The sequence below is a fragment of the Natranaerofaba carboxydovora genome, from assembly GCF_022539405.1.
Classification (GTDB): domain Bacteria; phylum Bacillota; class Natranaerobiia; order Natranaerobiales; family Natranaerofabaceae; genus Natranaerofaba; species Natranaerofaba carboxydovora.
Genome location: NZ_CP054394.1, coordinates 182,745 through 197,560 on the forward strand (window position 1 = coordinate 182,745; position 14,816 = coordinate 197,560).

12 protein-coding genes are annotated in these 14,816 nt (G+C 37.2%); 10 read left to right on the plus strand and 2 right to left on the minus strand.

The window, feature by feature from the left end; translation table 11 throughout:
• Positions 1-101: 101 nt before the first annotated feature.
• Positions 102-260 carry a hypothetical protein gene (locus tag ACONDI_RS00830; RefSeq protein ID WP_241079608.1) on the minus strand — a complete coding sequence of 53 codons (159 nt, stop codon included), beginning with the start codon at positions 258-260 and terminating at the stop codon, positions 102-104.
• Positions 261-330: 70 nt separating this feature from the next.
• The gene (locus ACONDI_RS00835) at positions 331-1,941 is read right to left on the minus strand and encodes a BCCT family transporter (RefSeq protein ID WP_241079609.1); all 1,611 of its coding nucleotides are present in this window, start codon (positions 1,939-1,941) and stop codon (positions 331-333) included.
• A gap of 174 nt (positions 1,942-2,115) precedes the next feature.
• On the opposite strand from ACONDI_RS00835, the gene ACONDI_RS00840 reads away from it, so the two are divergent.
• The 10 genes from ACONDI_RS00840 (at position 2,116) to ACONDI_RS00885 (ending at position 14,803) form a co-directional block, all read left to right on the plus strand.
• Positions 2,116-2,685, plus strand: a complete 570-nt coding sequence (locus ACONDI_RS00840) for a hypothetical protein (RefSeq protein ID WP_241079610.1) — start codon at positions 2,116-2,118, stop codon at positions 2,683-2,685.
• A gap of 109 nt (positions 2,686-2,794) precedes the next feature.
• Complete coding sequence (locus tag ACONDI_RS00845; protein WP_241079611.1) at positions 2,795-3,607, plus strand: hypothetical protein; 813 nt, start codon at positions 2,795-2,797, stop codon at positions 3,605-3,607.
• A 279-nt stretch (positions 3,608-3,886) separates the two neighbouring features.
• On the plus strand, positions 3,887-5,890 hold the full coding sequence (gene uvrB, locus ACONDI_RS00850; protein WP_241079612.1) for an excinuclease ABC subunit UvrB: 2,004 nt from the start codon (positions 3,887-3,889) through the stop codon (positions 5,888-5,890).
• Between the two features lie 15 nt (positions 5,891-5,905).
• Positions 5,906-8,767, plus strand: coding sequence for an excinuclease ABC subunit UvrA (uvrA, locus tag ACONDI_RS00855; RefSeq protein WP_420848167.1), 2,862 nt, complete (start codon positions 5,906-5,908; stop codon positions 8,765-8,767).
• 70 nt (positions 8,768-8,837) lie between these two features.
• Complete coding sequence (uvrC, locus tag ACONDI_RS00860; protein ID WP_241079614.1) at positions 8,838-10,700, plus strand: excinuclease ABC subunit UvrC; 1,863 nt, start codon at positions 8,838-8,840, stop codon at positions 10,698-10,700.
• The gene (locus ACONDI_RS00865; protein ID WP_241079615.1) at positions 10,693-11,376 is read left to right on the plus strand and encodes a Crp/Fnr family transcriptional regulator; all 684 of its coding nucleotides are present in this window, start codon (positions 10,693-10,695) and stop codon (positions 11,374-11,376) included. The genes uvrC and ACONDI_RS00865 overlap by 8 nt, the downstream gene beginning before the upstream one ends.
• 114 nt (positions 11,377-11,490) lie before the next feature.
• The gene (locus tag ACONDI_RS00870) at positions 11,491-12,297 is read left to right on the plus strand and encodes a Cof-type HAD-IIB family hydrolase (RefSeq protein ID WP_241079616.1); all 807 of its coding nucleotides are present in this window, start codon (positions 11,491-11,493) and stop codon (positions 12,295-12,297) included.
• Between the two features lie 12 nt (positions 12,298-12,309).
• The gene (locus tag ACONDI_RS00875) at positions 12,310-13,320 is read left to right on the plus strand and encodes an alpha-hydroxy-acid oxidizing protein (RefSeq protein ID WP_241079617.1); all 1,011 of its coding nucleotides are present in this window, start codon (positions 12,310-12,312) and stop codon (positions 13,318-13,320) included.
• A 75-nt stretch (positions 13,321-13,395) separates the two neighbouring features.
• On the plus strand, positions 13,396-13,827 hold the full coding sequence (locus ACONDI_RS00880) for a PPC domain-containing DNA-binding protein (protein ID WP_241079618.1): 432 nt from the start codon (positions 13,396-13,398) through the stop codon (positions 13,825-13,827).
• A 13-nt stretch (positions 13,828-13,840) separates the two neighbouring features.
• Entirely contained in the window at positions 13,841-14,803 is a 963-nt protein-coding gene (locus ACONDI_RS00885; protein WP_241079619.1) for a 2-hydroxyacid dehydrogenase, read from the plus strand.
• Positions 14,804-14,816 lie beyond the last annotated feature (13 nt).

The following is a 14,816-nucleotide window of genomic DNA, read 5'->3' on the forward strand; positions in this document are numbered from 1 at the left end:
ACCCGGTTCTTTTGGTTTGCTAGCATGAGTTAGATAAGTTAGCTTTTAATTGCGAAATTTTGATTCTGGTGCAAAAAGTCTATTCACATAAGATAGAGTTTTTAATTGATACATCTAAAACTCGTCAGCGGTCGAAATAAGGCTTCCAAATCAATGAACTCATCCTGAGTTCGATTAGCTAATGACATCCTGTCATTAGACCTTATTTCTCCCGCTTCCTCGTCAAGATGTATTATAATTAAAAACAAAACTTTGCTCATATGACTTTTTGCACCGGAATCAATTTTTAGTTAATTCTAGCGATAAGTTAGTAGCTAGCTAGGCAGGTGTTTAGTCATCAGGGTCATCGCTGCTTAAAGTTTTAAATAACTGCTTGAATTTTTTCTGGTCTAAGATTTTCATCTGTTTTTCATGGGTGAATTTAACCCCTTTAATTAGAGAAAAACTCATTAAGATCAGAATAATTGACAGTGGAAGACCTGCACTTATGACTGCAGTCTGTAAAGCCATTAAGGCTTTTTCACCACCAATTAATAGCAGTGTGGCGGCAAGTAATCCTTCGATAACAGCCCAGAAAACCCTTTGTTGTCTGGGTGAATTTATAACACCTCCGGATGTTAGCTTGTCTACTACCAGTGAACCTGAATCCGAAGAAGTTATGAAATATGATACGACTAGGGTTGTAATCAAAACAAACATGATGACACGTATAATCTCTGTTAAGAAAGGTATGTGCAATAAACTGACCATTTCAAATAAAGCGACAGGGTAGTTTTCCTGTACTGTTGAAAAAAGTGCACCATCAGAGCCAACATCCAGGAATATGGAAGTGCCTCCAAATACAGTTAACCAGAAAAATGACAGTAGTGAAGGTACCAATAAAACTCCAAGAACTAGCTCTCTGATAGTCCTTCCTTTAGAGATTCTTGCAATAAACATTCCCACGAAAGGCGACCATGAGATCCACCAAGCTAAGTAAAAAATAGTCCAATCTGCTTGCCACGCTGAATTATCCCCTATGGCAACAAAAGATGCATATTGTATGATGTTACTAAAATATAAACCTAAAGAGTTAGAGAATAACTGAATTATATAAAAAGTCGGCCCTAAAATAAAAATAGCAACCATAAAAACAAAAGCCATTTTGATGGTGAGTTCTGATAAGAATCTAACACCTTTATGAATACCTGCCATAACGGAAATAGTAGCAAGCAAAGTTATAATAACTATCAATCCCACTTGAATATTTACACTAAAACCAATTCCTAGCATGTAGTCAAGACCACTATTAATTTGCTGCGCACCTAGTCCTAAAGAGGTTGCTAGTCCAAACATAGTTGATATGACTGCAAAAGTATCTATTATATCTCCTGTAACACCATAAATTCTATCCTTTATAAAAGGATAAAAAACTGACCTTAATGACAATGGAAGCTTCTTATTAAAAGAAAAGTAAGCAAGTCCCAATGCTAGAAGTGCATATATTCCCCATGGATGTAGTCCCCAGTGATAAAAGGTTGAAGCCATGGCAGAAGCAGCAGGATCGGAACTCTCAAATATGGGAGTTTCATTAACAAAATGTGTAAGTGGTTCACCTACAGCCCAAAACATTAATCCAATACCCATTCCAGCTGAAATAAGCATAGAATACCATGCAAGATTTGAGAATTCAGGCTTGCTATATATACCACCTATTCTTACATTTCCAAGCTTTGTTAAAGCTAAATAAAAACAAACAATTACGAAAAAATTACTAGATAAAATAAATAACCAGTCAAAATTTGTAACAATACTTTCATTCAAAAAGTTTAACATTCTGTTAGCCTGGTCTAAATTTAAAAGCGCATAAATGGTAAAAATTAAAATAAAAATTGTACTCGTAAAGGAAACTACAGGATTCATATTAAGTCCAAATTTCGTAAAGTTTCTTTTTGATTCCACTAATATCTCTCCCTTTCCTCATTGTAGGCTAAGTACACAGTTTCTATCTGGTATTAAAAAATCCTGTCAATCATAATAAAAAGTGTGTTATAGATTATATTATATGAATTGTGAGACTTACATGAGGGAAAATAAAATAAAACGCTTATATTAATTGTTTTAGGGAGGGTTATAATGACAACGATTTCGGATAATCACCTGCATTTTGACTTAATTCAACTAAACGAAAGGCTTATAACTTTAGAAGTAAATCTTGAAAAATCTCTTAGAGATTTAACAGATCAATTTCATAAAAATAAACAGGAAATGATATCTTTACAAAACAAAATCTCCAGGTTTAAAAGTCAAATTTCAAATAAATTCAAAAATTTGGAGGACAAAACCACATCGGTAGAGAAACTTGACGCAATAATAGGGAAAACTTTTCCTCTAAAACATGATATTATGCAGGATAAGTTTACTTTAAATGAAGAATGTTCAAGGATTATACAGTTATTAAGCGATTTGATTCAAAAACAAAATAATATAGGTTACAAAATTCAAGAGATAAACATTAATCTTCAATCCTTAAAGGCAATTAGAAGTCTGTCTATGCAGCTAGAAAAAAATTTGGGCAGTAAAATTAGTCCCGAAGAATTCATGGTAAGTCCAACTATAGATTATCAGCCTTTATATATGATTCAAGAAGTATTGGATAAATTAAATGAGTATGAAGATGTCTATTTGAATGATAGTTACTATTAGATAGTTTTTATGGGAAAAAAAACCTTACATATATAGCTCTAGCACGGGAGAAATTATTAATGCAGGGAAATCACCTGCAAAAAAATTCGGATAGGAGGAGGCCTTATCCATGACAAAAAGAAAAGATAAGGAAAGCGCTTTGGAAAGGCTGACTAAAAGAAGGTCGGATGAGGAAATATCAAGAGAGTTTTCTGGAGTAGATCAAGGCACTAATAGCTCAAGCAATCAACAATCAAGTGGGCAAAGTAGTGTAAATAGTCAGCAGGATTACAGTCAACAGCAGCAGAATCAGAATACGACTCAGTATCAACAAAACAGTCAAAACCAGCAGAACAGTCAAAACCAGAATATGCAGCAATCAAGTGGGCAACCAATGCAGCAATCCGGACAGCAGTATTCTCAGCAGCAAAACCAAGCAGGGCAGAGTCTTACTGACAAATATCGTCAAGGATTAAGCCAGCAGCTGCAGGTGAGCGGTGGTTTTAATAACCAAATGCAGTCTGGTTCTAATTATCAAAGATCCCAAATGTATGCAACACAGGCGGGAGGACAGCAGTCGCAGCAGTACCCTCTTTCTCAATTTCCTCAAATGTTAGGTCAGTTGAAGAGGCAAGCGCAGCAGCAGCAGATAAAAACTGACTCAGAAGTTTCAAAGGCACTTCAATCTGCTATGAGTGCAATAAGCCAGGCGCAGCAGTTAATCAAGAATAACCAGATTTACAATCAACTAAACCAGGTTATTGAGCAGTCAAACGCCCAGCTTCAAAACGAAATTGGTCAATTAGGCCAAACGCAGCAACAAGAGACAGCGCAGGCAATGCAACAACCACAGCAGACACAACAGCAGTTGCAGCAGCAAGCACAACAACAACCACAACAACAGCAGCAGCAACAACAGCCACAGCAAAATCAGATGCAGTAGATTAAGCGCCAATCATACCTTAACAACACAACACCTAAAATCAGTTTAGAAGGACTCCTCCCTGAACTGTTACGGGGCTGCCACAAAAGATATATACTTTTGGGCAGCCCCTTTTTGTATTTAATGTAAGTAAGTGCAAAGGATTGATTAGTATGATAAAATAATAGCGATTCTTATTTGATAAAAATTTTATTGCAATCAAAAACAAAAGTTTGTTTATATGACTTTTTGCAGTTGAATCATGTTTAAATGGAATGGAAGAATTGGAGGAATGTAACTATGAAAAACAATTTTAATTTAAATATGGATTTTCCTCCTAAAGGAGATCAACCAAAGGCTATTGATGAGCTTGTTGATAGTATAGAAAAAGGTGACAAAAATCAAACACTTCTTGGTGTCACAGGCTCAGGCAAGACCTTTACAATGGCAAATGTAATTCAAAAAGTACAAAAACCTACTTTAGTCATAGCACACAACAAAACTCTTGCAGCTCAGTTATGCAGCGAATTTAAAGAGTTTTTTCCTGAGAATGCAGTGGAGTATTTCGTTAGTTACTATGATTATTATCAACCAGAAGCTTATATACCACAAACAGATACCTATATAGAGAAAGATTCTTCGATTAATGATGAGATAGATAAGTTAAGACACTCAGCTACAAATGCCATTTTAGAACGGCGCGATACCATCGTTGTTGCAAGTGTCTCATGTATATATGGCCTTGGGTCGCCGGGAGATTACAGCGACCAGGTGCTATCTTTACGGAGAGGGATGGTCAAGGATAGAGACGAGATAATTAAAAGACTTGTGGAAATTCAATATAGTAGGAATGATATTAATTTTACCCGGGGGACTTTTAGGGCTAGAGGAGACGTGCTTGAAGTTTTTCCGGCTTCTTTTACCGAGAGAGCAATACGAATAGAAATGTTTGGTGATGAGATTGATAGTATGAGTGAAATTGATACCTTGACTGGTGAAATTATGGCTGAGAGAGAACACGTTGCAATCTTCCCTGCGTCTCACTTCGTCACCGGTAAAGACAGGCTAAAGCAGGCTATTTCGAGTATAGAAAAAGAACTAAATGAAAGACTTCAGGAATATAAAGAACAGGGTAAGTTAGTTGAAGCTCAAAGATTAGAACAAAGGACAAATTATGACCTTGAGATGCTTCAAGAGATGGGCTTTTGTCAGGGAATAGAGAACTATTCACGGCATCTGACAAATAGAGAACCTGGCAGTAGACCATATTGTTTACTTGATTTTTTCCCCGATGATTATCTAATAATAGTTGATGAGTCTCATATGACACTGCCCCAGATTAGAGGGATGTATCAGGGGGACTATTCCAGGAAAAAGACTTTGGTAGAACATGGATTTAGACTACCATCTGCTTTGGATAACAGGCCGTTAAAATTTGAGGAGTTTGAGAAGATGATAAATCAGGCTCTGTATGTTTCTGCTACACCTGGTCCATACGAAAAGGAAAACAGCACAAGAATTGTTGAGCAGATAATTCGTCCAACAGGTTTACTTGACCCATCTGTGGATGTAAGACCGATAAAAGGCCAGATAGATGATCTTCACAGCGAAATCAAAAAAAGAGAAGAAAGAAAAGAAAGGGTTCTTGTTACCACTTTGACTAAAAAGATGGCTGAAGACTTGACTGATTACCTTAAAGAACTGGGTGTTAGAGTAAGGTACATGCACTCAGAAATAGATACTATAGAGCGAATGGAAATAATAAGAGATTTGAGACTAGGAAATTTTGATGTACTTGTTGGTATAAACCTTCTAAGAGAAGGGCTTGATCTTCCAGAGGTAAGTCTTGTGGCAATTTTAGATGCCGACAAGGAAGGTTATCTGCGCGACGAGAGATCTTTGATACAGACAATGGGAAGAACTGCTAGAAATGAACAAGGCCATGTTATAATGTACGCTGACGAAATTACTGACTCAATGCGAAACGCAATTGATGAAACTTATAGAAGACGTAAGATTCAGCAGGAATTTAATGAAAAACACGGAATAACTCCACAAACTATTCAAAAAGATGTCCGTGAAGTGATAGAAGCTACCAAGACCGTTCAAAATAGCAATATCAAAAATTTGAAAGACAAAAAGCTAGACAAGATTAACAAAAAAGATGCAGATAAAGTTATTGAAGACCTAAAATCTGAGATGAAAGAAGCTGCAAAGAACTTAGAGTTTGAAAAGGCAGCGGAACTTCGTGATATAATAGCAGAGCTAGAGTTAAAATCAAAGGGAAAGAGTAGTTATGCATAGATTTGGAAGGTGATGATTATGAAGGAAAAATTAATCATAAAAGGTGCAAGAGAACACAATCTAAAAAACGTCAGTCTGGAAATACCAAGGGACAAACTTATAGTTATGACTGGGATCTCAGGTTCTGGCAAGAGTTCTCTTGCTTTTGATACTATATATGCCGAAGGGCAGCGCCGGTATGTGGAATCTCTAAGCGCTTATGCTAGACAGTTCCTTGGTCAGATGGATAAGCCTGATGTAGATTATATTGAAGGGTTAAGTCCGGCCATATCTATTGACCAAAAATCCACCACCAAAAACCCTCGTTCAACCGTTGGTACAGTAACAGAGCTATATGATTATTTAAGACTTTTATTTGCCAGGATTGGCCTGGCGCACTGTCCCCACTGTCACGAAGCAATATCACAGCAGAGTGTTGATCAAATGGTGGATCAAATAATGACCCTGCCTGAAGCAAAGAAGTTTCAGATTTTGGCCCCTGTGATTAGGGGAAAGAAAGGTCAGCATGTAAAGCTGCTAGAAGAGATCAAGAAAAGCGGTTTTGTCAGGGTCAGAGTAGATGGTGAGATAAGGCTTTTGTCTGAAGAGATTAATCTTGATAAAAATAAAACCCACACCATAGAAGTAGTAGTTGATAGATTAAAGATGAAAGAAGGCCTTGAGAATCGTTTGGCAGATTCACTAGAAAGTGCTCTTAGTCTAAGCAATGGCCTTGTAAAAATTCATCTAATTGAAGAAGATGAAGAAATGAGTTTTAGTCAAAAACATGCCTGTATTGACTGCGGTTTTAGCTTTGAAGAAATAACACCAAGGATGTTTAGCTTTAACAGTCCTTATGGCGCATGCCCTAAATGTGATGGTCTTGGTGCCAAAAAAGAGATAGATCCAGACCTTATTATACCGGATCAAAGCCTTAGCTTATCAGAAGGAGCTATAGTCCCCTGGAGTAGAAATAAAGGCTATTACTATCAACTTTTAACCTCCTTTTGTAATCATTTTGGGATAGATATGAATAAGCCCTTTGAAGAGTTATCAGATGAAGAAAAAAATGCAATCTTTTATGGCTCTACTGAGGAAAAGTTTTTGTTTAGTTATGAAAACAAATGGGGGAGAGTAAAAGAAAGAATGAGATACTTCGAGGGAGTTATCCCCAACTTAGAGCGTCATTATATAGAGACTTCATCGGATAATTTTAGAGAAGAGATTGAGAAGTATATGACCTCAAAAAACTGCAACAGCTGCAAAGGAAAAAGATTGAGGGAAGAAAGTCTTGCTGTAAAAATAGATGGTTATGATATTGGTGATATAACTGAGATGACAGTGGATGAAGCTATTAGATTTTTTGATGAACTAGATTTAACAGAAAGAGAATACAAAATCGGAGAACTTGTCCTAAAAGAGATAAATGAAAGACTTGGTTTTCTAAAAAACGTCGGCTTAGAATATCTTACCCTAGAAAGGGCAGCTAGCACTTTGAGCGGAGGTGAGGCTCAAAGGATAAGGCTTGCTACCCAGATTGGCTCTAGCTTAACAGGGGTGCTTTATGTTCTAGATGAGCCAAGTATAGGACTTCATCAGAGGGATAATGAGAGATTAATCAGAACCCTTGAGAACCTCAGAGATCTTGGTAATACTTTGATCGTTGTAGAGCATGATGAGGCTACTATGAGAAGGGCTGATCACATTGTTGATATTGGTCCTGGCGCAGGTGAAAAAGGCGGAGAAGTTGTTGCTGAGGGTACTGTTGAAGAGATTATGGAATATGAAGACTCTATCACAGGCAAATATCTTAATGGCAAAAAAGCCATCTCTGTTCCTGAGAAAAGAAGAAAACCTAATGATAAATTTTTAGAGATCAAAAAAGCAAGAGAGCATAATCTGAAAAATGTTAATGTGAAAATTCCCCTTGGAGTCTTTAATTGTGTCACCGGCGTATCAGGGTCCGGTAAGAGCACCTTAATAAATGAAATACTCTTTAAAGCATTATCTCAAAAACTTCACAGGGCTCAGAAAAAACCAGGAGCTTATAGCGAGATTAAAGGGATAGAACATCTAGAAAAAGTAATAGAAATTGATCAGTCTCCAATAGGCAGGACTCCAAGGTCTAATCCGGTGACTTACACGGGTGTATTTGATGCTATTAGAGAACTTTTCTCAGAAACACCTGAAGCTAAGATGAGAGGGTATAAACCTGGCAGGTTTAGCTTTAATGTCAAAGGAGGAAGATGTGAATCCTGCAAGGGTGATGGGATAATAAAAATAGAGATGCACTTTTTGCCGGACGTCTATGTTAAGTGTGAAGTATGTAAGGGTAAAAGATATAACAGAGAGACATTAGAGGTCAAATACAAAGGTAAGACAATAGCAGATGTTCTTGATATGACAGTAGATAGCGCTCTAGAATTTTTTGCATCTATACCAAAGATCAGAAGGAAACTGCAGACCCTTTCGGATGTTGGTCTAGGTTACATTCGCCTTGGCCAACCTGCAACTACTTTGTCTGGTGGTGAAGCCCAGAGGGTTAAACTTGCATCACAGCTTAGCAGAAGAAGCAACGGAAAAAGCCTGCATATTCTTGATGAGCCTACAACAGGACTGCACATGGACGATGTTTATAAACTTATTAGGGTCCTTGAAAGGCTTGTAGAAGAAGGGGATACAGTGGTTGTAATTGAACATGACTTGGATGTAATTAAGAGAGCGGATTATATTATAGACCTGGGTCCTGAAGGAGGCGAAAAGGGAGGAAGGCTTGTAGCTTCAGGTACACCGGAAAAAATTGCAGAAAATGAAAAATCATACACAGGAAGGTATTTGAAAGAAATTTTAGATACAAATGCTCTAAAATTAGAGCACAAAAAGCAGGAACTTGCATGAGTTTTGTAGTTTAATTGTGATATAATTTAATTCACCCTTCCTTCTTCAGTGAAAAAGGAGGTAACTTGTTTTGGAGCTTCAGGACAAACTTGGTACTCTTCCGGATAAACCAGGTGTATATCTAATGAAAAATGAAGCGGACAAGGTTATTTACGTTGGCAAAGCGATAAACCTGAAAAACAGAGTAAGATCTTATTTTGGCTCAAACCAGACAATTAAAGAAAGGGTTTTGGTGCCAAAGATTGCCGATATAGAGACAATAGTAACAGATTCAGAGCTTGAGGCTTTGATCTTGGAGAGTAACTTAATTAAAAGATACAGGCCTAAATATAATATAAATTTGAAGGATGATAAGAATTATCCTTATCTTAAAATATCGACAGAAGAAGATTATCCAAGGCTTTTGTTAGAACGGGAGATAAAAAAAGAGGGAAAATATTTTGGGCCCTATCCAAATGCCGGGGCTGTAAGGGAAACCATAAAGCTTCTTAGAAAATTATTCCCCATACGGTCCTGTAAAAAAGAAGTTCCAAACAAAAAATATCGCCCTTGCTTAAATTATCATATAAAAAGATGTATTGCTCCCTGCAGTGGCAAGGTACCTAAAGAGAAGTACAGGGAGATGATAGACAATATTATTATGGTGTTAGAAGGCAAAGAAGATGAGTTAATAGACGAGCTACAGCAGAAAATGGACGAAGCTTCCACGAACCTAGAATTTGAAAAAGCTGCAGAGTACAGGAATCAACAAAATGCCTTGAAAAGAATAGTAGAAAAACAAAAAATAATCTCTGGTCGAAGAGATGATCAGGATTATTTGGCTATCTCATCAAATAACGAAAAAGAAGCTATAGTTCAAATATTCTACGTAAGGGGAGGTAAACTTGTCGGAAAAGACAGCTTTTCTGTTTTGCCCGGGAAAGCAGATTCCCCAGGGGAAATATTGACCGGTTTTGTAAAACAGTATTATAACCAGGCAGCGGTTATTCCCGGGGAAATATTTATCTCTCATCCTATTGGTGATCACTCTATAATAGAAAGTTGGCTAAAAGAGAAAAGAGGGGCCAAAGTTACTATTAAGGTTCCAAAAAGAGGAGAAAAGTATCAACTAATGAAGATGGCTCTAAATAATGCAAAGCTAGAGGTCGAAAAGATTAGAGCAGATGAAGAAAGAGAAGAAAAAGAAGAAAAAATGACAGGTGGTGCCCTAAAAGAGTTAGCAGGGTACCTGGAATTAGAAGAGCTCCCTGTAAGGATTGAATGTTATGATATTTCTCATATTAGAGGGAGAGAAACTGTAGCATCGATGGTAGTTTTTGAAAATGGACGGCCCAAAAAAGAAGACTATAGAAGGTTCAAGCTTCGAGACGTAATAGGAATAGATGATTATGATTCTATGAGGGAAGTATTGTCAAGGCGCCTTAAAAGACTAAAAAGAGAGAGAACAGATGAAGAAGATATTGACAGCTTTGATATTGTTCCTGACTTAATAGTCATAGATGGTGGTAAGGGACAGCTAAATGCAGCCTATGGGGAATTAGAAGAGCATGGTTTTAGTTCAAACATAACTGTTATTTCTCTTGCTAAAGAGGAGGAGAAAGTTTTTGTTACAGGGAAAAAGGACCCTGTAAAATTACCAAAAAATTCTGAAGCGCAGTATCTTTTGCAAAGAATTAGGGATGAAGCTCATAGATTTGCTGTTACTTATCACAGGAAAAAAAGAAATAAATCCGGCCTGTCTTCAGAACTTGATGATGTCAAGGGAGTCGGACCAAAAAGAAAGAAAGCTCTTCTTCTTAACTTTGGATCTCTTGACAAATTAAAAGAAGCATCTCTTGAGGAGCTAGAGAAAGTTCCTGCCATGGATAAGAAATCTGCGCAAAATTTGTATGATTACTTTCATAAGAAAGAGCAGGGGTTAAGTGATGAGTAAAGAGTTAATAAGCGGCCTAAAAAAAGTGGATTTATTTTCCCATCTTGAAGAATCCGAACTTAATATTTTAGTAGAACTTGCAGAGTATCAAGAATACAAACAAGGGGAAATTATATTTTTTGAAGGCGAACCTGGTGAGGCTATGTATGTAATCGAAAAAGGAAAAGTGAAAATTTTGAAAGACAATGTGGAAGGCAAAGAACAGATCTTAAACGTGGTACAAAAAGGGGATGTGTTTGCAGAGGTAGTAATTTTTGATGACCGCCCTTATCCTGCAACTGCTGAAGTTGTAGAAGACTCTTTGATAGCTGCGATCAAGAAGGAGAGCTTTGATCAGATGCTTTATCTAAATCCACAAATTGCAGTCAAAATGATGAGACTAATGGGAAAAAGACTAAGAGAAGCCCAGGGGAAAATAGCTGATCTTGCACTGAAAAATACTGATAAACGGGTACTAAGTACTATTTGTAAACTAGCAAGAAAGCACGGGAGAGAACTTACTGACCAAAAAGTGAAAATAGAACTATCTCTAACTCACCAGCAACTAGCCAATATGGTTGGGAGCAGTAGGGAAACGGTGTCAAGAATTTTGAGCAAATTTAAGAAAGAAGGCCTAATTGATTTTGATAAAAGCCATATAATAGTTAATAATTTAGGACAATTAGAGGATGAATAGATTTAATAGAACTATTTTAGGATATTTTTTCGTTTTACAAAGGAGCATATATATGCGGCCTAGAACATAATAAAGGCTTATATTAATTTGGAGGAAAATTTGGAGGGAAAAGAATTGAAGTATGAATTTGTTGCTATAGATATAGATGATACACTATTGAACAAAAATTTGGAGATACCAGAACAAAATAAAACTGCTATAAAAAAAGCAGTAGAAAGCGGAGTGATGGTGACTCTAGCAACAGGGAGAATGTTTTGCTCCGCTGTTTCTTATGCCAAAGAGCTAGAGCTTGACCTGCCGTTAATTGCTTATCATGGTGCACTTATAAAGAATACTAAGGATAATGAAGTACTTTATCATAATCCTGTGCCTGAGGAGACAGCAAGGAAAATTGCCGGCTTTTGCCAGGAGAAAGACTTGCAGCTAAACGTGTATATTGATGATGTATTGTACGTTGCTAAAGAAAACGAACTGACTGATTATTATATAAAGATAGCAAATGTACCCTGTAGAGCAGTAGGTGATCTTGTAAAATTTATTAATAAACCACCGACAAAGCTGACAGTGGTAGTGCATGATGGTGATATGGCTGACTCGGTTACAGAAGAATTGAAAGCAAGGTTTGAAGATAAAGTTATAATTACCCAATCTAAGAAAAGATTTGTTGAAATTATAAACAGTGAGGTTGATAAAGGTAAAGCTATAGAAATATTGACCAGGAAGTTTGGTAAGGAGTTAGATAAAACAATGGCTATAGGGGATAGCCTTAATGATATTCCCATGCTTTATAAAGCAGGTCTTGGAGTATGTGTAAAAAATGCCAGGCCCCAGGCAAAAGAAGCCTGTGATGTTGAAGTGGCTGCTAATGATGATGCAGGAGTAGGAGAAGCTATCCATAAGTATGTCTTGGAGAATCTATAGGAGGGGAGCCAAATGCAAGTAGATGAAATAATGGAGCGGGCCAGGAAAAAACTATCTCCTATATGCAAGGTATGTGCCTTGTGTAACGGGTATGAATGCAGTGGTGAAGTCCCTGGAATAGGTGGGATAGATTCGGGGAAAAGTTTTATAAATAATTTTTATGCTCTAGAAAAGTACCAACTTAATTTACGTACAATGCATCAAGCTGTAAGTCCTCAAACTGAGCAGGTGCTGTTTGGCAAAAGGGTTCTAACCCCTATACTTCCGGCTCCCATAAGCGAAATGGAAAAAAATTTTGACGGTATCGTATCGGAAAATTACTACACTGAGAGCATCGCAAAAGGCTCTTCTTTGGCTGGAACAATACCTACATTTGGTGATGGCGAAGGAAAACAAGTATATGAAGCAGGGTTAAATGCGATGAAAGATGAAATAGGCTATGGTATATGTTTTATAAAGCCCAGGTCTGTTGAAGAGATTATTGTTAGGATAAGACAAGCTGAAGAAGCGGGTGCTTTAGCGATTGGAATTGATGTTGATGCTGCTCTTTTTAGCATGGGGGAGAAAGGGATTCCGGTAGGCCCAAAGTCCTTTTATCAAATGCGAAGACTTGTGCAGAGTACATCTTTGCCATTTATAATAAAAGGGGTTATGACAAGACAGGAAGGTGAGATGGCTGCTGAGATGGGGGCTGCTGCTATTGTTGTTTCTAATCATGGAGGAAGGGTACTAGACCATACTCCTGGCACTGCAGAAGTTTTGCCTGAGATTGCCGAAAAAGTAAAAGGTGAAATAATTGTAATGGTTGATGGAGGTATAAGAACAGGCTTGGATGTTCTAAAAATGCTTGCTTTGGGTGCAGATTATGCTTTGGTAGGAAGACCGATTCTTAGAAGCGTGTTTGGCGGCGGAAGTGAAGGGGTCAAGATATATATTGAAAAATTATCTACCGAATTAAAACAAACTATGATTCTGACGGGTTGCGCCCATGTGAAGGCAATTGATGAACGAGTAATATTTTGATTTGTCTTTAGACAAATCTTCTGCAAATGGGGATAAAAGGTCTAAAGACTAATTACAGGGAGGTTGAAGCATAAAATGAGATTTAAGGAATATGGTAAAGGTAGACGTTTTTTAGGTAGATTAGATTATGAGAGTGATATTATTGAAGAGATAGAGGGATTTGCCACTAGTATGGATATAACTACAGCCTATGTACAGGTAATAGGGGCTCTAAAGAAAGTTAAGATAGGATATTATGATCAAGACGAAAGGGTATATAAAGAACTGAACTTTGATAGACACCTTGAAATTATACAATGTGCAGGTAATCTCACCTTAAAAGATAATAAACCCAAAGCTCACTTACATATAACTTTAGGGGATGAAGAAGGGAATACTTTTTCGGGTCACTTAATGGAAGGTAGTGTGGTGTTTGCAGGGGAAGCTTATTTTGATGAGCTAAGAGGAGAACCGCTTCATAGAGGATATGACGAAACCACAGGATTGCCATTATGGGAAAATATCTAATGGAGGTGCTATTTTGACTAAGAAAAAAGTTTATATTACTGGTGATATACCAAGAAACGGGATAGATATGTTAAGAGAGAATTATCACGTAGAGGTCTTTGACTCAGAGGCTCCTATAACTGAAGATGTGTTAAAAGAAAAAATTAAAGGTTGTGATGGCCTTGTATCAATGGTTGGGGACCCTGTCACAAGTGACGTAATTGAGGAGTCAGGCAACTTAAAAGTAATAGCTAATTATGGTGTTGGTTATGATAATATCGATGTTGATAGAGCTACCCAAAAAGGGATTAAAGTTACAAATACTCCTGGGGTACTTCATGAAACAACTGCAGACCTTACATTTTCTTTGATTCTTGGAGTTATGAGGCGTACTGTAGAATCTGACAAATTTCTTAGAGATAATAACTTCAAAGGTTGGAAACCACAGCTTTTTTTGGGCAATGACGTATATGGCAAGAGGCTTGGCATAATTGGAATGGGAGAAATAGGGGAAGCCGTTGCCAAAAGAGCTAGAGGGTTTGAGATGGATGTTCTGTATAACAAGAGAACACCCCTTTCTGGTGAAGAAGAAAATAGGCTAGGGGTAAAATACTCTGATATTGAAGATATAGTCAAAACTTCTGATATAATCACACTTCATGTTCCGCTGACCAAAGAGACCAAGCATCTTTTCACCAAAGAGGAGTTTAAAAAAATGAAAGATGATGCTTATCTGATTAATACTGCTAGAGGTCCTGTTGTAAAAGAAGATGACCTTGTCTGGGCTCTTGAAAACAGGGAGATAAAAGGTGCAGGATTAGATGTATTTGAAGAAGAACCGAAAGTCCATCCAGGTTTGATGAATAGGGAGGATTGTGTACTTTTGCCTCACATAGGAAGTGCTACAGAAGAATGCAGACAGGAGATGGCAGAAATAGCCTGCAAAAATGTTATTAAAGTTTTAGAAGGAAATAAGCCCATTACACCAGTAAATTAATTTTTGATTACGG